Source organism: Alicyclobacillus acidocaldarius subsp. acidocaldarius Tc-4-1, assembly GCF_000219875.1.
GTDB classification, from domain to species: Bacteria; Bacillota; Bacilli; order Alicyclobacillales; family Alicyclobacillaceae; genus Alicyclobacillus; species Alicyclobacillus acidocaldarius_A.
Window position 1 is genome coordinate 450,128 of record NC_017167.1, and the last position, 21,509, is coordinate 471,636.

Genomic DNA, 21,509 nt, shown 5'->3' on the forward strand with positions numbered 1-21,509 from the left:
CGAAGATTGGAGAAAAGCAAAGGCCACCCACGCGCTAACCGCGGGTGGCCGGTTGCACAACTCGCTCCCTCAGGCCTTATGTGCCCAGATGACGACCTGAGATCTTCGCGTCCACCGTCATGCCGAATGTACACTACCCTATGCTGAGTATACCCTCGGGAGTGGGGCAACGTCAATCGCCTCGAACCTGGTCGTCGCATGGTTTCACCCCTGCCCGGCTGGTGACACTCCGAATCCAATGAGAAATGTTTCCGATCTGCCCTTAAAAAATCGTCTTGACGATCGAACCGTATCCATGTCGCTGGTTGTCGATGAGGTCCGATTACCAGGAGAGAAGGGTGTGTTCACATTGGCGTTCAGCTTCCGCGGAGCCATCGCTCGAAGCGCGAGTGCGGTGGTCGCCGCCATGGCCGCCTCGCAGGTGCAGCTGCACGCGCAGACCGCGCCGGCCGGTGCTCCGCAGGACCTGACCGGACTGGGCCAAGTTTCGGTGTCCATCGATGGTGTGCCGGATCCGGTGTTCGCGGCCGAAGAGGCCAAGTATCCAGGGGACGTCACCTCGTTCGACACGTGGCGAGGTTTTAGCCACCAGGGCAAGCGCGTGATCACCCTCGCGCTGCCGAAGACCGCGGACGTCGTCTCCGTGTCGGTCCGAGCACTTCAGGATTTTCCTCTGGGCATCTACTTTCCGCGCTACGTCGAGTTTCAGTTTGAGTCGAACGGCAAATGGTATAGCGCCGGGCGCGAAGCTTCCGCATATCCATTGAGCACGCGCAATGTGATGGCGCAGACCTTTACGTGGTCGTCGCAAACCGGCGTGGAAGCGTCAGCGGTCCGAATCATCGTCCCTGTCGACGTGTGGGTCTTCCTTGACGGTTTTGACGTCAAGGGCTTCTTGAACGTCAACGGGGCGCCTGCCAGCAAGCTGACACCGGTTGCTTCCAATCCGGACAAGCCGCTTGGGCCCCTTCTGCCCACGGCGCCGAACGCGTACGGGATTCGCAACATGTTGCTGGTCGAGACGGGTGCCAACGGCTCGCTTGGGACGTGGAGCGACCAGGACTTCGTGCCGATGCTTGCCTACGTGAATGACAGTGGTCAGATCACGGCGCCTTTATTCGACACGATACTCTTCCTTCCCTACGGTTCCGTGCCGACAACGCAGGCGGGACTTTCCGCGTATCTGCAAGACCTGTTCTCGCCCGGTAAACAACTTTCTGCGCTCAACGAGGCTGTGGGTTACGTCAATCAGGTGCTGCACCGCCCCGGTTACAAGGAGCGCGTTGTGCTCTCGTTGCCCTACTTCGCCTACGGCCAGACCACCTTCGGCACCATCGGCGGGTCCACCGTGACCTTCGCCGGTTCCCCGGCCGATCCCGACGCCCTTGCGGCCCGCGAAACCGCCGAAACGTGGTACTTGCAGCAGTTGCTCGACGACTGGAACCGCGCGGGATTCAGCCATTTGCAGCTCGTCGGCCTGTACTGGAACGAGGAGCAGTTCCGCGAAACCATGCCGGGCGAAGCGGCGTACGTGGCGTTTGCCTCGCAGCTGGCTGCTGCGCATCATCTCCCTCTGTTTTGGATCCCGTTCTACGGGGCAGCGGGTATCCCCGACTGGAAGAGCCTCGGCTTCTCCGCCGCATGGATTCAGCCGAATTTCGTCGAGCAGGGTTCGCAAGCGTACCTCGCCCGCATGGTGAATGCTGCGCAGACCGCCGCCCAGTACGGCATGGGGGTCGAGGTGGAGCTCACCGGCATCAGCCAGCAGGACCAGGCGCTTTACGACAGCTCGCTGGCGCAGCTGTCCGCGTATGGTTTCGGAACCAATCAGGCATCGCACGCGTACTACGACGGATCAAAGCTTCTCTTGACCTCGGCGAAATCCACGGGACAGGCCCGGGTCGCGTACGACACGACGGCGAGCTTTATTGCGGGGTGGCCATTCGTGGCGGTTCATAATGCCTGGTTCGCCGCGCCTTTGTGTGCGGGCGCGCTTTGTCTTCCCTGGCCGGTTCAGGCCGCGGCCGCGACCGCGTTGGCCAAGGGGCAGGCCAGTTTCTCGTCCATCCGCGTGTCGGTTGGCACTTCGACCCTGTCCGTCCCGACACTCCTCCAAGGCACTCAGACGGATATCGCCCTGTGGGACTTGATGCAGGTATTGAACCAGATCGGTTTCTCCGCCTCGTGGTCAAAGGGCCAGTTCGTCATCTCGGCGCCGGTGTCCGTGCCCGTCAACGACGCGCCGGGTCCCGCAGGCAAGGGAGGAGCAGAGGTCGTGATCGACGGCCAAGTGGTCGAGCGCGTTCCCACGGCCATCGCCACACCGCCTGGTGCGTCGTCGCCTGAGGTGTTCCTCCCGCTCTCCAATGCGGAAGAGATCCTCGCGCGGCTGGGCATCCAGACGACGTTCAATGGGAACCAGTTGGACCTTGACACGTCGGCCGTGCCGCAGCCCTTGCCGAACAACGAGGTGGCGGTGTGGAACGTGCTCGCTGCGTTTGCGTCCGATCTCGGCCTGCCCTCGGCGCCGGCCGGATCGAGCGCCTACACGGATCTGTCGGCGGCGTCCCCTGCCTGGGGCGTGGTGCAGGCCGCGATTCGCGAGGGCTGGTACCAACCTCCAACGCCGACATCGTCTGGGGCGTTTCAGCCCATCACCTGGGGTGAGGCCGCGCAAATTCTGTGGAATGCCCTTGGCATCTCGATGCAGGATGCGGCGTATCAGCCCGGGGGATCGCCTACGGCGTGGGCAAGCGCCATCGGGCTCGTTCCAGAAAACTGGGATCCAGCTTCGAACATGACAGCGCAGGAATTGGACACGCTGGCGTCGAATTTGCACGAATGTCTGCAAGGTGATGTCGAAACAGCTGCAAACACCTGGCGGCTGTGGTATCCGCCGGCCGATGAATATCAAGCCACGCTCCAATCCGGGGGTGGTCAGCCGCTGTTTGCGTCCACGGCTGACGCGCAGGCGGCCATCTCGGCGACCTACCAATTTTTCAATCAGCTTGTGGTGACGCAGAGCGGCCAGCATTGGTTTCTGACCCTGCCCTCCGTCCCGAGCGGGTACGGGTTTGCCACCCTCTCCGCGCTCGGCGGTCTGTCGTACCAGACGAAGCCGGGAGGCGCGTGGATTTCGGCGCCGTCTGTGGATACGCGGGACGTGTCCGTCCCCAAGCAAGGCAGGCTCACCGTGACCATTCCTCCGGATGGTCTCATGATCACCTGGAACCAGATGATGCCATCCTTGGGCGGGACGGTGGCGCTCGGGGCATTGGACGTGAGCCCTGGCGTGTCGGGGCCGTCAGTCCAGCGCGTGAACATCGCATCGCCCAACTTGCCTCCACCCATCACGTCGTCGGTCGCTTCCCTGCATGTGCAGCAATGAGAATGGAGGTCATGGTTGTGAAGACGCATCGCCTGCTCGCGGTCATGGCGCTGCCAGCCACGGTGCTTTGGATGACGCCGGCGTCTGCGCTTGCGCAGACCTCGAGCTCGCCGAGCGCTTCGGCGTCGTCGCTTAACGTGCCCGTGGCAGCTCTCACACTTGCGGGCGTTCAATCGTATCCCATGTTGAGCTATGGATCCACAGGCGCCTATGTGGCCATTTTGCAGAATGCGCTGAATGCACTGGGCTATGACGTGGGACAAGCCACCGGTGTCTTCGACGCCACCACACAGGCACAGGTCAAAGCGTTTCAACAGGCCGAAGGCCTCGGCGTCGATGGAATCGTCGGGCCGCTGACGTGGGGGGCTTTGGCCAAGGCTGTCGCGGATTATCGCCAGGTGATGACCGTGCTCACGCGTCAAAGCTCCCTCGTTCAGAACGTCGAATGGAAACGGATTGTCTGGAACGGGCAACTCATTTCGAAGCCCGTCGGCTTCACGTATCAGGGGACGGCCTACATGCCCATTTGGTATGTGATGGAGGCGCTTCGCAAGGCCGGGATCGCGAGCACGTGGTCGGGGGGTGTGTGGACGCTCACACCGCCTAAGGGACAGAACGTGGACTACGGCAAAATCTCTTACGGCCCTGGCAGCGCCGCCATCGCCATCGGCCAGACGGTGGTCGCGAATGTGCCCGCGGTGGTGTATCCAGATCCGGCGTCGGGCAAGCTGACGACGTTCATGCCCGTGTGGTATGTGATGAACGCGCTTCAGCGGCTTGGAATCGCGTCGACATGGCAGGGCACCGAATGGGATATGAAGCCGGCTCCGGTCGTCATCGAAACGGGCGATCCGTCCTCCAACTCCACGGGTTCAGAGGGGCCTGGCGCGGACAACGGCACAGGCAACTCGACAGGCAATAGCACAGGCAACGCTACCGGCGCCCTGCCCGGCGGCAACACCGTGACCAACGTGACGAATGCGACCGGACCAGCCAACGCCACAGGTAACGGCGTGAGCAACGGAACCGGGAACGCCACGAGCCCCGGGAATTCCACGGGGAACACTGTCGGAAACAGCACGTCAAATGGCACGGGCAATTCGGCGGGGAATTCCACCGGCAACTCGTCGGGCGGATCGAGTGGACTGTCGTTCACCAATGTGGATCTCCGCTATCCGGCGCCGTCCAACATCAATGCGCAGAGCATCAATCAGTTCTTGCTGGAGAACAGCTCCCCGCTGAACGGGCTCGGCAATTCGTTCATGGATGCGCAGAACCTGTACAGTGTGGACGCCAACTATCTGGTCTCCCACGCCATCCTCGAGAGTGCATGGGGCCAGAGCCAGATTGCTCTGCAGAAGAACAATTTGTTTGGCTATGGCGCGTACGACTCGAATCCGGGGCAGGACGCGGGCGTGTTTCCAAGCGACGACTACGCCATTCGCTTCGAGGCGTGGACGGTGCGGATGAACTATCTCACGCCCGGCGCGAGCCTGTATGTCTCTCCGACGTTAAGCGGGATGAACGTCAATTACGCGACGGCGAAGACGTGGGCGAGTGGCATCGCGGCCCTGATGACGCAGTTCGCGACATCCGTTGGGTCGAGCGTGAGCGCGTATGTGCAGTATTCGCCGTCCAACAATCCGCCAGCCCCGAAGTCGACGGCCGAGCCAGTGTATTACGTGAACGGGGCGCAGGGTGTCACACAGCCGGATCCGTATTACCCCAACCAAGGCGTTCCGTACTACCCGAGCATCGCCCAGGGCGAGAATCAGCAGTTCTTCGGCCAGCTCAGCGTCGGCAGCTTCGGGCAGCCTGTGGTGGAAATCCAGCGATTCCTCAACCAAACTATCAACGCGGGGCTCACGGTCGACGGCCAGTTCGGCCCCCTGACGCAAGCGGCGGTGGAAAAGTTCCAGTCGCAGGTCATGCACATGTCGAACCCGAATGGCGTCTGGACGTTCAGCATGTGGGTCCAGTACATTCAGCCCTCGCAGTCGAATGCAAATTTGATTCCTGCGGGCACGACGGTGAAGATCGATCAGATTGCCGAAGGCATGGCGGGGCCGTACGTCGTACCTTGGTACCACGTCGTGGGCTACGGCTGGGTGGACTCGCAGTATATCAAGCTGACCAACGTGTATCGGGTCATTGTCCGGAACCCGGCGGGGACAGCGACGACGATTCCGGTCTATCAGGTAGGGGATCTGTCGAAGGTCTTGTTGAACCTGCATAGCGGCGATTGGGTGGTGGCCAATTCCGCGCAGCCCTCGGGCGGCGTGTACACGATTCAAATTGCCGCGCAGGATCCGGTGGTTTCGAACGGTTACGCGGCCGACACGCTGCTGACCGGCGTGGTACCTGCCAACGGCACCGTGACCCTAGTGCCGCAAAGCTGAAGACGCAAGGGCGCCGCCTGCGACGGGCGGCGCTTTGCGCTTGATTATCCGTTGACAATCTCGCCGCCATTCACATGAAGAACCTGCCCCGTCATGTATGACGAGTCGGCCGACGCGAGGAACACATACGCTGGCGCCAACTCTGCCGGCTGGCCGGCGCGCCCCATCGGCGTGTCGCTTCCAAACTTGTCCACTTCGTCCGCCGCGAAGCTCGCCGGAATGAGCGGCGTCCACACGGGGCCAGGCGCCACGGCGTTTACGCGGATGCCCTGTTTCGCCAGCGACACTGCGAGCGATCGCGTCAGGGTCACAATGGCGCCCTTGGTGGCCGCATAGTCGATGAGGGTCTCGTGGCCGCGATAGGCCGTGATCGACGCGGTGTTGATGATGCACGCGCCCGGCTTCATGTGCGGGAGCGCGGCCTGAATCATGTAGAAGTAGCCGAAGACGTTTGTTGCGAACGTCATCTGCAACTGTTCCGGCGTGATGTCGAGAATACTCGGCTGCGGATGCTGGCGTGCCGCGTTGTTGACCAGAATGTCGACTTTGCCGAATTGTGCGATGGCCTGCTGCACGACGCGATCGCATTCGGCCTTGTTGGACACGTCAAATGCCAACTGCTGCGCGCGGCGACCGTACCGCACGACGTGTTGCACCGTCTCCTCGGCGTCCGATTCTTCGTCTCGATACGCGATGACGACGTCCGCACCCTCTTTGGCAAACGCGACGGCCACGGCGCGGCCGATGCCACTGTCGCCGCCCGTGATGAGTGCCACCTTGTCCTTCAGTTTGCCCGCGCCGCGGTACTCGGGGTGATCGAAGAACGGGCGCGGATTCATCTGTGACTCGATGCCAGGCTGGCGATCTTGATGCTGCGGCGGAAACGACGTCGGATACGATGGAACCTGTCCGGTTTCTGGAGGTGCCGTGATGGTGGACATTCGTCATTCTCCCCTCGAATGGCATCACTCCTTAACCTGAGTGCTCCTCGCCTCTCGTATGCATTGCTGCCGGAAGACCCGCGGCGTGACGCCGACGGCCTCGCGAAATCGCCTCGCAAAGTGGCTCTGGTCCGTGAACTGGAGCAACCCGGCGATCTCGCCCATCGAAAGCGCGGTGTTGCGCAGCAGATCCTTGGCCGCCTTGATGCGCAGGGCAAAGAGCGCCTGGCGCATCGTCTGGCCCGTCTCCGCCTTGAAGCGAGCCGCAAGATGATGAGGGTGAACTCCGACGTGACGCGCGACCTCTCCGATGCGGACAGGCTTCGTGACGTGTTGGCGCAGGTAGGCGTACGCCTCGCGCACATGGCGCGAGTGCGCGGCCAGCTTTGCGGTGTGCACGGCCCGCGCAAACGAAACCAGTGCGCGATCGAGGGTTGACTCGATCTCGACCATGCCCTGCGCGTCCTCCAGCGCCTGGATCCACACGTCGCTCATGCCGTAAGCCGTCTCGACATCCACGCCCGCTTCCACCGCGGCGCGGGTGGCGAGCGTGATGGCGCAGATGCCGAGGTTCTTTCGGTTGCGCGCTTCACTCCTCTTGGAGAGGACGCCGAGGCCAGAGCGGTCCTCCCACATGGCCGCCCGCAGTGCCCGGAGGCCCTCCACGTCGCCTTCTCGGATACAGCGCAGCACCTGCCGTTCGCGCTCGACGTCGTGGCGGCCCGTGTAGATGAATCGATGGTGTTCGATCCAGGCTTCATCCGGTACGATGTCTTCCTCCGCTTCGACGCCCTTTCCCTCCCGCCCGGCTCCCGGCATTACCCACGCCACGGATGGGTGACGTTCTGGGGAGACGTCCGCGCCGCACAACCGGTCCAGCGTGTGCGCCACGGCAACCCATCGGCCGTGCGACAGCGCGGCGAGCGACGCGGCGTACCGCCGGAACTCGGCTTTCGACACGGGAGCATGCACGCCGTCGCCTGTCGCTCGCTCGATCTCGGCCGGATCGATCGGGTGGTCCGCGCCGGGGCCAATGGCGACCCAGGTGTTGTCGCCAATCCGTCTAATGGCGAATCGTTCGAAGTATCGGAATAGGACGATCGCGGAGGCGTCCGGGGCCTGCAACTGGTCCTCCACGTACGAGGCGAGCTGCAGGCAAATCTGCGCCCACGCACCTTCCGACAGTCCGGACGCTTGGCCGGCGATAAGACGCCCGTCCCTCTAGGCGCACCACGGGAGGTGAATCGCTGCGGCAAACGCCTCAACCGCGTAAAGCGCGGGACCTATGGATGCTTCCATGGTTGCCGCCTCACTTTGGATGAGATTCGTACGGTTGATCTGAGAAACATTCTAGATGGGCCATTTCCTCCGCGCTAGATTGACGTCAAAGGGTGAAAGCGGTTGCGAAGGACTGCTTATCACACCACGTAACGCTCCTTGAAAGGGGATGGTGCATCGTATGACGGTAAATGTGACTCCACAGCCACAGGAAAGCGCGTTCATCACGTCCGCTGCGCGGAGGAATCTGTTGTTTGCTTCTCTTGGGACGTCCTACTTGGGTCTCTTCATGACGTACGCCGGACTGATTGTCGTCTTGCTTCCAGAACAGGTGGCTATCCTCGATCCCGCTCGTAAGGTGGACGACCTTGCGGTTGTCACCAGTATCTCCTCCGTCGCCACGATCTTTGTTCAACCGATCGTGGGGGCGCATCTCCGACAAGCTGCAGCGCCGAAAGGTTTTTGTGTTCACGTCCACGCTCTTCATCGGGCTGGGCGCGATTGTACCGGTCTTTGCAGTCAGCACCACTGGTATGCTGATTTCGAGCATCATCATCGGTTTGGGGTACGGAGCTTACATGGCCGTTGACATGGCGCTCATGGTCGATGTCTTGCCGGCGCGCGATGACGCTGCAAAGGACCTCGGAATCCTGAACGTCGCTGCAAACGTGCCACAAGCTTTGACGCCCGTGATTGTCGCGGCCTTGCTCGGAGCCTTTCACGGGAATTATGCTACCATCTTTGTCTATTCGGCCGTCGCCACGGTGATATCGTCGCTCTTCGTATTTCCGATCAAGTCAGTTCGTTGATAGGCTTAACAGCCAGACAAACCCCGTATGGATGGAGGAGGATGCAGCGTGAGCATGACGGAAACCACATCCGAACACGAGGTGCTCGAAGCACCGGCCGTGCAGACGAAATCCGGCTGGGTGCGGGGCACATGGCAGACGGGCAGTTCGGCCGCGTACCTCGGGATTCCATTTGCCGCGGCTCCGCTCGGGTCGCTTCGGTTTCAGGAACCCAAGCCTCCCGAACCGTGGACCGGCGTGCGGGACGTCACGCGCTACGGCCCGACGCCCCAGCGCCGGCCGTTCGCCGAGGTCACGACCATCCCCGAGCCGTCCATTCCAGGCGACGACATCCTGAACTTGAATGTGTTCACGCCGGCCCCTGGCGATTGCGAGGCCAAGCTGCCGGTGCTCGTGTGGATCCACGGAGGGGGATACTTCGCCGGATCCCCCGCCTCACCGTGGTACAACGGCAGGTCGTTCAACGAGCGCGGCATCGTCGTGGTGACGCTCGCATACCGCCTCGGGTTCCAGGGATTCGGCTGGATGGAGGGCGCGCCCTTGAATCGCGGGATTCTGGACCAGATCGCCGCCCTACGCTGGGTGCACGAGAACATCCGGAACTTCGGCGGCGATCCCGACCGCGTCACCATCGCGGGTCAGTCGGCGGGGGGCGGATCCGTGCTTACGCTCCTGTGTTCGCCGCTCGCGGACGGGCTGTTTCGCGCCGCCATGCCCATGTCCGCCGCCATCGGCCAGTTGGATCTCGATGCGGCGCAGGAGGTGGGACGGCGCATCGCTCGCCACTTTGGAATCGAACCGAAGGCGTCCGCGTGGGCGAACATCCCGCAAGACGACATCCTGGACGTCGAGCGGAGCTACAATGTGGTCCCCGGCGATGCGCCCGTGGCATCGGTCGCGGCGATGATGGAGAAGCTTCGGGCCCGCCGCTTCGGGGACGGCGCCCTGGCGTTCCGACCGGTGGTGGATGGCCGCGTGATCCCGAACCCGATCGATCACCCGGAGACGCTGCGGCGCACCGCACGGATTCCCGTGCTCATCGGCAGCACGCGCAACGAATTCTCCTTCCCTGGGAGCGATGCTCCCTCGTTCGACGAGATCGTGCGAGAACTGGGCCAATTCGGTTTGCCGGCCTCCGCCGTCGAGCAGTACGAGAACGACGTGGAGCGAATCGGCCGCGATCGCGCGTGGGGGCAGATGATGACAAGCTACATTTTCCGAACGGGGCTCGCGTACCTGGTGGAACGGCGGAAGCGCGCTGGAGCGGGGGCCCGGACGTGGGTGTACGACTTTGCGGCCATGTCGTCCCGCGCGAGAGGCTCCTTTCACTGCCACGATCTCCCGTATTTCTTTCATCTGCTCGACGCGCCCCAGGTGGATCGCGAGCTTGGCACGGGGCTGTCTCGGCCTTTGGCCGACGCGATGCACGAGGTCATGTGCACCTTCGTCCGCGACGCCGCACTGCCCCATCCGTCGGCAGAGGAGAGCCCGGCCGGCGCCATGCGCTTTCAGGGGCTCGTGCGGTATGATGAGCACGCCTACGCATTTGAACGCGAGCTCCTGATGCGCGCCCGTGCGCTTTGACGCCAGCGGAAGGCACGAAGGTAATTTCAGAAAGGAGAGGAACGTGTGGCTTACCGCGATCTCGTCCCACACCTCACCCTCGAAGAAAAAGCATCCCTCTGCTCCGGGCTCAACTTCTGGCAAACGAAGCCCATTGAGCGCCTCGGCATTCCGTCCATCTGCATGACGGATGGGCCGCACGGCGTTCGCCTGCAGCGGCCGGGCGGATCGTTCACCGATTCGGAGCCAGCCACGTGCTTTCCGACGGCTGCCGCGCTCGCGAGTTCCTGGGATCCCGCCCTCGTGGAGCGAATTGGCCAGGCGCTCGGCGACGAGTGCCGCGCGCTCGGCGTTCACGTCTTGCTCGGGCCAGGCGCCAACATCAAGCGATCGCCCTTGTGCGGGCGCAACTTCGAATATTTCTCCGAGGATCCGCTTCTCTCGGGCGAAATGGCCGCGGCGCATATCCGCGGCGTCCAATCGCGCGGCGTCGGTTCGTCGCTCAAGCACTTTGCAGCCAACAACCAGGAGTATCGGCGCATGACGACGAGCGCCGAGGTGGACGAACGCACTCTTCGTGAGATCTACCTCGCGAGCTTCGAAGGCGCCGTCAAGGGCGGCCGCCCGTGGACGGTCATGTGCGCGTACAACCGCTTAAACGGCACCTACTGCTCGGAACACCAGTGGCTTTTGAGCCAGGTGCTGCGCCGTGAATGGGGATTTGATGGCGTTGTGGTGTCGGACTGGGGCGCCGTGAATGATCGCGTGCAAGGGCTTGCCGCAGGGCTGGACCTCGAAATGCCCGGCGGGCCGTACGCGCAGGACGCCGAGATCGTGCAGGCTGTGCGAGACGGACTGCTGGACGAAGCTGTGCTTGATGCGGCCGTGGAGCGCCTGCTCGCGCTCGTCGACCAGGCCTACCATCCGCAGGGTCAACCCGCTGATTTCGACGCGCATCACCGCCTAGCCCGCCAGGCCGCAGCCGAGTCGATGGTGCTCCTGAAGAACGACGGGGCCGTATTGCCCATCGCGCCAGGGCGGCGGGTGGCCGTGATTGGCGCGTTCGCCGTCTCGCCGCGCTACCAGGGAGGGGGAAGCTCGCACGTCAACCCCGCGCGCCTCGACGAGCCGCTCGCGGAACTGCGCCGCGCGTTTGGGGATCAGCTTGTCCTATACGCGCCGGGGTACGCGCTCGACGACGACGCGCCTCGCCCGGATCTCATCGAGGAGGCCTCGCGCGCCGCGGCGCAGGCGGATGTCGCCGTCATCTTTGCAGGGTTGCCGGAAAGCTGGGAGTCGGAAGGGTACGATCGCGCCCACATGCGCATGCCAGACGCGCACGTGGCGCTCATCGAAGCGGTGGCCTCGGCTCAGCCTCAGACTGTCGTCGTGCTGTCGAACGGCGCGCCTATCGAGATGCCGTGGATCCACCGCGTGCCGGCCGTGATCGAGGCTTATCTCGCGGGGCAGGCCTTCGGCGGCGCCATCGCGGACGTACTGTCCGGCGCCGTGAACCCGTCCGGCAAGCTGGCCGAGACGTTCCCGCTTCGCCTCGAACACAATCCGTCGCATCCTTTCTTTCCTGGCGAGAGCGATCGCGTCGAATATCGCGAGGGCATATTCGTCGGGTATCGGTATTACGACACGAAGGAGATGGACGTGCTGTATCCGTTTGGGCACGGGCTCTCCTACACGACGTTCGAGTACGAGGCCATTCGCCTGTCCAAGGCGAGCCTGCGCGACGATGAGCTTCTCACCGTGGAGGTCGATATCCGCAACACCGGCCAGCGCGCGGGCAAGGAAGTGATCCAGGTCTACGTCGAACCGAGGGCCTCGCGAGTGATACGGCCGCGGCGTGAGCTCCGCGCATTCGCCAAGGTGGCGCTGGCTCCCGGCGAGACGCGTACGGTCGAGTTTCAACTGGGCAAGCGCGCGTTTACCCACTACGACGTGGAGGCCCGCGACTTCACCGTGGAGAGCGGCTGGTACGAGATCCACGTCGGATCGTCCTCGCGCGATTTGCGCCTCACGGCTTCCGTGGAAGTGACATCCACCGCCCCGCGCAGGCCGGTGCCGGTGCATGCCAATGCGACGCTCGGCAACCTTCTAGACGATCCGGCCACAGGGCCGGTGCTGCGCGAACTGTTGAACGAGAAGCTCGCCGCTTCGCCGCTTGGCAGCGAGATAGACGCCAATCCCATGTTCGAAGCGTTCATGCGCTTCACGCCCATCGGTCGTGTCACGACGCTGTTTGGGGTGCCGCGGGACGAGATCGATGGTGTGCTCGAGGCGCTGCGGGCGGCGCAGCACCGGGCGCAACAAGCGGAGGAGGAGAAGGCGTGATCGCAGGCCTCGCGATTTGGACTTGAGTGGCAAGTCCCGTGTCCATCGGCTCCCGAGGGCAGCAATCGTGCGGCGCACGGTGAATGGAGAACCATCGAGGGGGAGGCGTGGGTAGGGCCCGCCTCCCCCTCTCTTGAGGATTGACATGGTGTATGAAATCATATATGATTTAGACACAACCCTCGTAAACCACCCAAGGTTTGCAGGAGGATGACGGCCTTGTTGGGCGCGCGAAGGGAGGGACGTCAGATGACCGAGGTGGATGCGCAGGCGTTTCGGCGCACGTGTGGGCTGTTCACAACGGGGGTCACGGTGGTGACCACGGTCGTCGATGGGCACGTTCACGGCATGACCGCGAACTCGTTCACTTCAGTGTCACTCGAGCCGCCGCTCGTGCTGGTGTGCTTTGATGTGCGGAGCAAAATGGCGCAACTCCTGCCTTTATCGAAAGCGTTTACAATCAACGTGCTCGCGCATGATCAGGAACCCGTGTCGCGTCACTTCGCCGGATCGGCCGGCGGGTGGAACGGCACCTTTATCCCTTTCGGCAGTTCGGTGCGGCTCGACGACTGCCTGGCAGCGCTCTCGTGCGAGGTGTACGCCCAGTATCCCGCCGGAGATCACGTCATCGTGCTCGGCCGCGTGAATGACATCTATCAACGGGATGAGGCTGGAGTCCCGCTCGTGTTCTGGCGGGGAAGATACACGTCTCTGGTTGATGACGCCTCGGCGCGCACCTGTTTGGGATGAATCGTATAGGAAATCAAATTCGATAGCTCGCTGTCATCGCGCTCCGCACGTCTGTGAAGGGAGGAACCCATCATGGGCACGGAAGTGCCTGTCTTGAGCGCGGCGGGTGTCTTGTCGCGCATGGAGCGGCTCACGGCGTGGCCTCTCCCCCGGCGACTCTTTCTGGTCATCGGCTTGGGGTATCTCTTCACCTTCTATGACATCTTCGACGTGAACGTGTCCTTCGTGCAAACGGCAACGGCCATCATCCCTGGCGCGACGCCGGCCAATGCGAGTCAGTACATCGGATTGCCCATTTTCGCTAATCTGTTAGGCTACGTCGTTGGCACGCTCATCCTCAGCCCGCTCGCCGATCGCGTCGGGCGGCGGCGGATGCTGATGACGACGATGTTCATCACGGGCGTCGGATCGCTTCTCACCGCGCTCGCGATGAAGGATTGGTGGTTCGTCCTCGCCAGGGGCATTACGGGCGTCGGTGTGGCAGCCGATCTCGCCGTCGTGAACACCTACATGAGCGAAGTGGCACCGCGCCGGGCGCGCGCCCGATACACCTCGGGGCTGTTCATCTTCTCCGGTATCGGCGCGCTCGTGGGCATCTGGCTCGGCCTTTTGCTCACGACGCCGAGCGCACCGTTCCCTCAGGGATTGCCCTTTGCGCTCGCCACGCCCTCGTTCACGTGGGGGTGGCGGCTCATGTATTACATCGGCGCCGTCCTCGCGCTCATCGCCTTGCTCCTGCGGCTCGAGCTTCCCGAGTCTCCGCGGTGGCTGGTGGCGAAGGGACGGATCGACGAAGCGGACGCCATTGTGGCCGAGATGGAGGCGCGCGTGGGCGCGTCCGGGCCAGCCGGCGACATCTCGCCGCTGTCGAGCTCCCCGGCAACCGAGGCGCCAACCCCCTACGGTGATCTCTTGCGAAGCCCGTTGTATCGCAAGCGCGTGTTTCTCCTGTTTTTCGTCTGGCTGTTCAGCTACGTCACGGTGTACGGCTTTTCTGCGGGCATGACCACGCTGCTCGTGGGCGCGGGGTATCGGCCCAGTGAAGCAGGGCTCATCGTGGCCGTGGGTGTCGTCGGCATGCTGATCGCTGGCGTGGTCGCCTATTTTGCCGGCGAATCGATGGAGCGCAAGGTGTACCTCCTGGTGTCTGCCGTGCTCACGATCCTCGGCGGCCTCGTCGTGGGGCTGGCTGGCCACCATCTGTGGATCTCTTACTTCGGCGCGATTGTGCTCTTCTTTGGCCAAAACGTCTGGGTGCCTGTCTTCTACGCGTGGACCGCGGAAAACTTCCCGGCGCGAGCGCGCACGAGCGGCTTCGCGCTCGTGGATGGCGCGGGTCACATTGGCGCGGGCGTCGGGCTCTGGGCCATTGCACCGTACATTCCGGCTCTGGGCGTCACCGCCGGATTCGTCACCATGTCGGGCTTCCTGCTCGTCGCGGCGTTCATCGCGCTCGGAGGCATTTCGTCGCGGGGCAAGGTCCTCGAGGAGATCTCGCCTTGACCACATGGGTTATCCTGCAACTTACGCTTTCGGAGACATAGGAAATCGTATACGATAACGTCATGACCAAACACATGCCGAGCAAGCAACAGGTTGCCTATTACACGTTGAGGCAGCGGATTCTCGACGGAACGTACGGGCCTGGGTATCGGATCGTGATCGACCGGATCGCGAAAGAACTGGGGGTGAGCGCGATTCCCATCCGTGAGGCCATTCGGCGGCTGGAAGCCGAGGGGCTCGTCGAAGTAGAGCGGTTTAGCGGCGCCAAGGTCACCCGCATCGACGCGAAGATGTATGAAGACATTCTGTCGGTGCTTGCGGTGCTCGAGGGGTATGCCACGGCCCAAGCCTACCGCAACCTCACGGAGGACGACTTTGAGGCGCTTCGTGAGACCAACGAGGCGATGCGCCAGGCCCGTTCGGACTTCGATCTCACGCTCTACAGCCGCTTGAACCAGCAGTTTCACGAGATCATCCTGCGCCGATGCCAGAATCGTTATCTCGTCGATCAGATTCACGCGGTGCGCGAGCGCATGGACGCAATGCGGGTGTCTGTCTTCAACCTTATCCCGCACCGCGCCAGCGACTCCATCGCGGAGCACGACAAACTGATTCAACTCATGGTGATGGACATCGGCGAAGAGGCGGTCGAGCGATTTGCCCGCCAGCACCGGCTCGCCACGCTGGAGGCGTTCCGGCGCTGGAACGAGGAACACACCCGTATGGTGGCGGAGGGGAAGGAGTGGTATCGTGCGCCACGCGAGATTCATCGACCGGGGACGGATTCATGAAGGCAGATGGGATGGAAACGCGCTCATCGACGAAGAGGGCCGAGCTGTCCCCGCCGAGCGAGTGACCTGGCTCCCGCCGCTTGCGCCCAGGACCGTCTATGGGCTCGCCCTCAACTACGCCGATCACGCCGCGGAACTGAACTTGGAGAAGCCGAGGGAACCGGTGCTCTTCATCAAACCGAACGGATCGCTCATCGGCCACCTGGCGCCCATCGTCTACCCCACGGGCGTCGAGTACATGCACTACGAGGCGGAGCTCGCGGTCATCATCGGGCGGCCGGGGCGGCGGATTGCGCCGGATCGCGCCCTCGATCACGTCCTCGGCTACACCATCGCCAATGACGTGACGGTGCGGGACTTCGTCGGCAACATGTACCGCCCACCGATTCGCGCCAAGGGCTTCGACACCTTTGGCCCACTGGGCCCGTCGTGGGTCGATGCGGCGGACGTGCCCAATCCGCATCATCTCGCGATTCGGACCTATGTGAACGGAGAATTGCGGCAACAGGGGAACACGAGTGATTTCATCTTTCGGATTGAGGAGATCATCGCCTTCATCAGCTCGTTCGCGACCCTGTATCCGGGAGACGTGATCTTGACCGGGACGCCGCCCGGGATTTCGCCGGTGAAGCCGGGTGACGTGATCGAGATTGAAATCGAAGGCATTGGCCGTCTAAAAAATCCAGTGGTGGGGGAGGGGACGTCGGCATGAACAAGGTGGATAGCCGGGAATCCGGGGCGGACCTGGCGTTCGAAGCCATCGCCCGGCCAGCGCTTCACTTCATCGATGGTCAGTTCGTGGAGAGCGCGGAGGGCGGCTGGTTCGACACGCTGAATCCGACGACGAACGAGGTGTTGACCCAGGTCGCCGAGGGAACGGCCAAGGACGTCGATCGAGCGGTCGAGGCCGCGTATCGGGCTTTTCACGACGGACCCTGGGGCAGGATGACCGCCAAGGAGCGGGCGCGGTACCTGCTTCGCATCGCCGACGCCATCGAGCGGCACGGGGAGGAGCTTGCGCGTCTGGAAGTAGCGGATACGGGCCTACCCATCTCCCAGGCCCGGGGGCAGGCCGCCCGCGCGGCGGAAAACTTCCGGTTCTTCGCCGAGATGGCCACGCGCATGACCGGGGAGACGTTTCCCGTGGGCGAGGACTTTCTCAACTACGCCATCCGCGTCCCGGTGGGCGTCGCGGGGCTCATCACGCCCTGGAACACCCCGCTGATGCTTGCGACTTGGAAGATCGCGCCCTGCCTCGCAGCCGGGAACACGGCCGTCCTCAAGCCCGCCGAGTGGTCGCCTCTCACGGCCACGAAGCTCGCCGAGATCGTGCAGGAGGTCGATCTCCCGCCAGGCGTGCTGAACGTCGTCCATGGGTTCGGGGAGGTGGCGGGCGACGCCCTGGTCAGGCACCCGAAGGTTCCCCTCATCTCGTTTACGGGCGAGACGACGACGGGCCGCACCATCATGAAAAACGGCTCCGACGCGCTGAAGCGCTTCTCGATGGAGCTGGGGGGCAAGTCGCCCGTCCTCGTGTTTGCCGACGCCGATCTCGATCGCGCCTTGGACGCCGTGGTGTTTGGGGTGTACTCTCTGAACGGAGAACGGTGCACCGCGGGATCCCGCCTGCTCGTCGAGGCCTCTATTCGCGAGGAATTTGAGGCGCGGCTCGCCGAACGAGTTCGCCAGATTCGCCTCGGCCATCCGCTGGATCCGTCCACGGAGGTCGGACCGCTGATTCACGCCGAACACAAGCGCAGGGTGGAGTCGTACCTCGAGATCGGCCAGCGGGAAGGCGCCGTCATGGCGGTGGGCGGAGATGTGCCTCCAGAGCTCGAGAGGGGGAACTTTGTCCGGCCGACGCTCTTCGTCTGCGTGCGGAACGACATGCGCATTGCTCAGGAAGAGATCTTTGGCCCGGTTCTCGTATCGATCCCGTTTTCGACGGAGGAGGAGGCCATCCGAATCGCCAACGGCGTGCAATATGGACTCGCCGCATACATTTGGACACGGGACCTCGAGCGCGCGCACCGCGTGGCCCGTCGGATCGAATCGGGGATGGCGTGGATCAACTCCCACAACGTCCGGGACCTGCGCACGCCCTTCGGCGGCATGAAGCAAAGCGGCGTGGGGCGCGAGGGCGGCCATTACAGCTTCGAATTTTACACGGAGTGGAAGACCGTGCATGTCGCGCTCGGGCAGCATCCCATTCCGCGCTTCGGGGTATCGGATGCTGGCGCGGGAAGGCGGTAAACCACAGGGTGAGGTGATGATGGCATGGGAGCGAAGAGCGGAGCGGAATACGTGGAGCGGTTGAATGCGGAGCCGCGAGAGGTGTGGATCCACGGGCAGCGGGTCGAAGGCAAGATCTCGGAGCACCCCGCCTTTCGCAACGTGATCGAGAGCATGGCGAAGTTGTACGACATGCAGTGCGATCCCGCCCTGCGAGACGAGATGACGTATGAGGAAGGCGACCGCCGCTACGGCCTGTCCTGGCTCGTCCCGAGGACCCGCGACGATCTCGTCCGCAGGGGCCGCATGATGCAGCGCTGGGCGCGCGCCACGTTTGGGATGATGGGGCGAACGTCCGACTATCTGAACGTCGCGATCACGGCTATGTCGCAAGCAAGCGCTTACTTTGCGGGCAACCATCCGTCGTACGCCGAGAACATCCAGGCCTACTACGAATACGCGCGCGATCGCGACCTCACGCTCACGCACACGCTCATCGCGCCGCAGGTCAACCGGTCGGTGAGCGTCGGCAAACTTCAGGATCCCTATATCGCCGCCCGCGTCGTGGAGAAGAACAGCCGTGGTGTCGTCATCCGCGGCGCTAGGCTTCTCGCCACGCAGGGGCCCATCGCGGATGAGATACTGGTCTTTCCCTCGACCGTGCTACGCAATACGGAAGAGGACGCGCCGTATTCGTTCGCGTTTGCCATCCCGAGTTCGACGCCAGGTTTGCGGTACATCTGCCGCGAGAGCTTCGATTACGGGCGATCGCACTTCGATCACCCGCTCGGCTCTCGCTTTGAGGAGATGGACGCCATTGTCGTGTTCGACGACGTCCTGGTTCCCTGGGACCGCATCTTCCTCCTCGAGGACGCGGAGCGCTGCAACCAGCTGCACCAGGCGACGCATGCCGTCGTGCACATGACGTACCAGGTGATGCACAAGAACATCGCCAAGTGCGAGTTCCTCCTCGGGCTCGCGGAGTCCTTGGTGGATGCGATTGGCATTGCGCAGTTCCAGCACGTCAAGGAGAAGGTCGCGGAGATCATCCTCGCGCTCGAGACGATGAAAGCGTTTTTACGAGCGTCTGAGGCCGACGCCGAGCTGGACGAGTACGGCGTCATGACGCCGGCCTGGGCCCCGCTCAACGCGGCCCGGAACCTCTTTCCGAAGACCTACCCTCGCCTCGTCGAGATCATTCAGCAGCTCGGCGCGAGCGGACTGATGGCCATCCCGACCGAGGCCGACTGGAACGCCGACATCCGCCGCGATCTCGAGCGATTCCTGCAGGGAAGGAACATCGATGCGTTCCACCGGCTCAAGCTGTTCCGGCTCGCCTGGGACGCGTCGCTCTCGAGCTTCGGCTCCCGCCAGGTCTTGTACGAACGTTTCTTCTTTGGCGATCCCGTCCGGATGTACGGCGCGCTCTACGATTCCTACGACAAAACCGAATATGTGTCGCGCGTGAAGGCGTTCCTGGACGGTGATGCGCAGTGAGAACGACGCTTCCGTATTCCGTCGTCCGCGCTGGCCACGCGGAGCTTTTGGTGCGCGATCTCGCCGCCTCCCGCCGGTTCTACGAGGACGTCCTCGGATTTGTGGTCACCGAGGAGAGGGAGGGTCAGCTGTTTCTCCGCGGCGTGGAGGAGCGCCATCACCACAGCCTCGTGTTGACGCAGTCGGACGTGCCGATGCTCGGCCATCTCGCGTTTCGGGTGGAAGAGGACGAAGACCTGGATGCCATCGCCGCGTACTTCGAGGCCCGCGGCTGCCGGTTCCATTTTGCGGAGGCAGGCCAAGAACCAGGGCAGGGCCGAGCGCTGCGCGTGCAGGATCCGTTTGGGTTTCCGCTCGAGTTTTACGCGGAGATGGCGCCTGCGGAGTGCCTCCTCCAGAAGTATCACCTGCACCGCGGAGCCGGCGTGCGGAGACTCGATCACTTCAACTGCTTTGTCCCCGACCTGGCGAGCTGTGAGTCGATGTGGCGCGACGGCTTCGGGTTCCGCCTCACGGAGTACGTCGAGACGGACGAGGAGCCGAGATCGACGAAGGCGGTCTGGCTTCACCGAAAGGGCAATGTGCACGATCTCGCCTTGATGGAGGGGCGGGGTCCTCGCCTGCACCACCTCGGATTCTGGATGGACGACATGGGGAGCATTATCCGCGCCTGCGACATCCTGGGAGGCGCGGAGATGCACCAGCACATCGAGCGAGGGCCGGGCAGGCACGGCATCTCCAACGCGTTCTTCCTGTACCTGCGCGATCCCGACGGACATCGGATCGAGCTCTACACATCCGACTACCTGACCGTGGATCCCGATCACAAGCCCATCCGCTGGAGCGCCACGGATCCCAGGCGGCAGACGCTATGGGGCCACCAGACGCCGGAGAGCTGGTGGCGGGATGGATCGGTCGTCATGGACTGGGAGTGCAAAGAGCCCGTCGAGGTGTGCGGCGCGACCGACGCGCGCGCGGCGGGGTATATCAAGTGAGGCTGCGCCATCACCGAGAGGAGGAGTGCCATGAAGGTCCGAAGCGACGTGCGCGATCGCCTGCGCGGATCCATCGTGCCGATGGTGACGCCGTTTTGCGAGGACGGATCGTTTGACGAAAAGGCGTATCGCGATCTCATCGAGTGGCAGATCGACAGTGGATCGCATGGGATCTCGTGCGCGGGCACGACGGGCGAACCGAGCTCCCTCACCATCGAGGAGCGCGAGTACCTGTTCGAGGTCACTGTCGACGCTGTGCGCGGGCGCGTGCCCGTGGTGCTGGGGACGGGATCGACGAATCACGCGGAGACGCTGCGCCTGACGAAGACGGCGGAAAAGTTGGGGGCAGACGCTGCGCTCGTCATCGTGCCGTATTACAATCGCCCCTCGCAGGAGGGCTTGTACCGGCACTTTCGCGCGGTTGCAGACAGTGTGGACATCCCCATCATTCTGTACAACATCCCTGGGCGGACGGGTGTGAACCTGGAGCCCGCGACGATGGCACGCCTGAAGCGCGACTGCCGAAACATCGTGGGCGTCAAGGAGTCCAACAAGGACTTCGAGCAGGTGACGCGCGTGTTTCAGGCGTGCGGCCGGGACTTCCTCGTGTATTCCGGAATCGAGCTCCTCTGTTATCCCATGCTCGCGCTGGGGGGCGCGGGCCATATCAGTGCCACGGCGAATCTCATGCCGCGGGAGGTCGCTCGGTTGTACGATCTGGTGGAAGAGGGGCGATGGCGCGAAGCACTGGACCTCCATTTCGATCTCGCCGAGTTGAACGAAGCCCTCTTCTGGGAGACGAATCCCGGGCCGGTCAAGGCGTGCCTCGCCATGATGGGCAGGATCCGCCCCGTGGTCCGGCCGCCGCTCGCGCTGCCCGGAGAGGAGCTGCAGGCGCGGCTGCGGCAGGTGTTGGTGTCGTACGGTCTGGTGTGACATCCCGCGGCGCACCGATATGGACAGCAGAGGCGCGTCTCGGCCGTGATCGCCGGGCCGCGCCTCCGATGCCAAGAGAGGGAG

General features: G+C 63.4%; 15 protein-coding genes and 1 riboswitch. Of the genes, 13 read left to right on the forward strand and 2 right to left on the reverse strand.

The features are described 5' to 3' along the window. Positions 1 to 37: 37 nt before the first annotated feature. A riboswitch (cyclic di-GMP riboswitch) is annotated at positions 38 to 121 on the reverse strand. Positions 122 to 340: 219 nt separating this feature from the next. Further along, on the forward strand, positions 341 to 3,388 hold the full coding sequence (locus TC41_RS16145) for a DUF4855 domain-containing protein (protein ID WP_237700007.1): 3,048 nt from the start codon (positions 341 to 343) through the stop codon (positions 3,386 to 3,388). Positions 3,389 to 3,399: 11 nt separating this feature from the next. After that, positions 3,400 to 5,787 carry a peptidoglycan-binding protein gene (locus tag TC41_RS02095; protein ID WP_237700008.1) on the forward strand — a complete coding sequence of 796 codons (2,388 nt, stop codon included), beginning with the start codon at positions 3,400 to 3,402 and terminating at the stop codon, positions 5,785 to 5,787. Positions 5,788 to 5,831: 44 nt separating this feature from the next. Here the strand turns inward: TC41_RS02095 and TC41_RS02100 are convergent, their stop codons facing one another. After that, the gene (locus TC41_RS02100) at positions 5,832 to 6,728 is read right to left on the reverse strand and encodes an SDR family oxidoreductase (RefSeq protein WP_014463325.1); all 897 of its coding nucleotides are present in this window, start codon (positions 6,726 to 6,728) and stop codon (positions 5,832 to 5,834) included. Between the two features lie 24 nt (positions 6,729 to 6,752). Then, a complete protein-coding gene (locus TC41_RS02105; protein ID WP_014463326.1) occupies positions 6,753 to 7,865 on the reverse strand; it encodes a helix-turn-helix transcriptional regulator in 1,113 nt (370 codons plus the stop codon). A 548-nt stretch (positions 7,866 to 8,413) separates the two neighbouring features. Between TC41_RS02105 and TC41_RS02110 the strand changes: the two genes are divergently transcribed. From TC41_RS02110 to hpaI, 11 genes are all read left to right on the forward strand, one after another. After that, entirely contained in the window at positions 8,414 to 8,815 is a 402-nt protein-coding gene (locus TC41_RS02110; protein WP_014463327.1) for an MFS transporter, read from the forward strand. A gap of 54 nt (positions 8,816 to 8,869) precedes the next feature. Further along, the gene (locus tag TC41_RS02115) at positions 8,870 to 10,399 is read left to right on the forward strand and encodes a carboxylesterase/lipase family protein (protein ID WP_041695641.1); all 1,530 of its coding nucleotides are present in this window, start codon (positions 8,870 to 8,872) and stop codon (positions 10,397 to 10,399) included. 45 nt (positions 10,400 to 10,444) lie between these two features. After that, positions 10,445 to 12,721 (forward strand): glycoside hydrolase family 3 C-terminal domain-containing protein, encoded by a 2,277-nt coding sequence (locus TC41_RS02120; protein WP_014463329.1) that lies wholly within the window; start codon positions 10,445 to 10,447, stop codon positions 12,719 to 12,721. Between the two features lie 249 nt (positions 12,722 to 12,970). Beyond that, positions 12,971 to 13,471, forward strand: a complete 501-nt coding sequence (locus TC41_RS02125; protein WP_014463330.1) for a flavin reductase family protein — start codon at positions 12,971 to 12,973, stop codon at positions 13,469 to 13,471. A gap of 72 nt (positions 13,472 to 13,543) precedes the next feature. Beyond that, a complete protein-coding gene (locus TC41_RS02130) occupies positions 13,544 to 14,974 on the forward strand; it encodes an MFS transporter (protein WP_014463331.1) in 1,431 nt (476 codons plus the stop codon). Positions 14,975 to 15,036: 62 nt separating this feature from the next. Further along, entirely contained in the window at positions 15,037 to 15,765 is a 729-nt protein-coding gene (locus tag TC41_RS02135) for a GntR family transcriptional regulator (RefSeq protein WP_014463332.1), read from the forward strand. Then, positions 15,725 to 16,477 carry a fumarylacetoacetate hydrolase family protein gene (locus TC41_RS02140; RefSeq protein WP_014463333.1) on the forward strand — a complete coding sequence of 251 codons (753 nt, stop codon included), beginning with the start codon at positions 15,725 to 15,727 and terminating at the stop codon, positions 16,475 to 16,477. The genes TC41_RS02135 and TC41_RS02140 overlap by 41 nt, the downstream gene beginning before the upstream one ends. Then, positions 16,474 to 18,018 carry a 5-carboxymethyl-2-hydroxymuconate semialdehyde dehydrogenase gene (hpaE, locus tag TC41_RS02145; protein WP_014463334.1) on the forward strand — a complete coding sequence of 515 codons (1,545 nt, stop codon included), beginning with the start codon at positions 16,474 to 16,476 and terminating at the stop codon, positions 18,016 to 18,018. Before TC41_RS02140 ends, hpaE begins: the two co-directional genes overlap by 4 nt. Before the next feature lie 24 nt (positions 18,019 to 18,042). After that, positions 18,043 to 19,494 (forward strand): 4-hydroxyphenylacetate 3-monooxygenase, oxygenase component, encoded by a 1,452-nt coding sequence (gene hpaB, locus TC41_RS02150; RefSeq protein WP_014463335.1) that lies wholly within the window; start codon positions 18,043 to 18,045, stop codon positions 19,492 to 19,494. Beyond that, positions 19,491 to 20,489 (forward strand): 3,4-dihydroxyphenylacetate 2,3-dioxygenase, encoded by a 999-nt coding sequence (gene hpaD / locus TC41_RS02155; RefSeq protein WP_014463336.1) that lies wholly within the window; start codon positions 19,491 to 19,493, stop codon positions 20,487 to 20,489. The genes hpaB and hpaD overlap by 4 nt, the downstream gene beginning before the upstream one ends. Before the next feature lie 30 nt (positions 20,490 to 20,519). Beyond that, the gene (gene hpaI / locus TC41_RS02160) at positions 20,520 to 21,425 is read left to right on the forward strand and encodes a 2,4-dihydroxyhept-2-ene-1,7-dioic acid aldolase (RefSeq protein ID WP_014463337.1); all 906 of its coding nucleotides are present in this window, start codon (positions 20,520 to 20,522) and stop codon (positions 21,423 to 21,425) included. Positions 21,426 to 21,509 lie beyond the last annotated feature (84 nt).

Coding starts and splice junctions, on each gene's coding strand:
- TC41_RS02135 (WP_014463332.1), top strand. CDS start 15,037: ATGACCAAACACATGCCGAGCAAGCAACAGGTTGCCTATTACACGTTG.
- TC41_RS02100 (WP_014463325.1), bottom strand. CDS start 6,728: ATGTCCACCATCACGGCACCTCCAGAAACCGGACAGGTTCCATCGTAT.
- TC41_RS02095 (WP_237700008.1), top strand. CDS start 3,400: ATGGTTGTGAAGACGCATCGCCTGCTCGCGGTCATGGCGCTGCCAGCC.
- TC41_RS02125 (WP_014463330.1), top strand. CDS start 12,971: ATGACCGAGGTGGATGCGCAGGCGTTTCGGCGCACGTGTGGGCTGTTC.
- TC41_RS02115 (WP_041695641.1), top strand. CDS start 8,870: ATGACGGAAACCACATCCGAACACGAGGTGCTCGAAGCACCGGCCGTG.
- hpaB (WP_014463335.1), top strand. CDS start 18,043: ATGGGAGCGAAGAGCGGAGCGGAATACGTGGAGCGGTTGAATGCGGAG.
- hpaE (WP_014463334.1), top strand. CDS start 16,474: ATGAACAAGGTGGATAGCCGGGAATCCGGGGCGGACCTGGCGTTCGAA.
- hpaI (WP_014463337.1), top strand. CDS start 20,520: ATGAAGGTCCGAAGCGACGTGCGCGATCGCCTGCGCGGATCCATCGTG.
- TC41_RS02130 (WP_014463331.1), top strand. CDS start 13,544: ATGGGCACGGAAGTGCCTGTCTTGAGCGCGGCGGGTGTCTTGTCGCGC.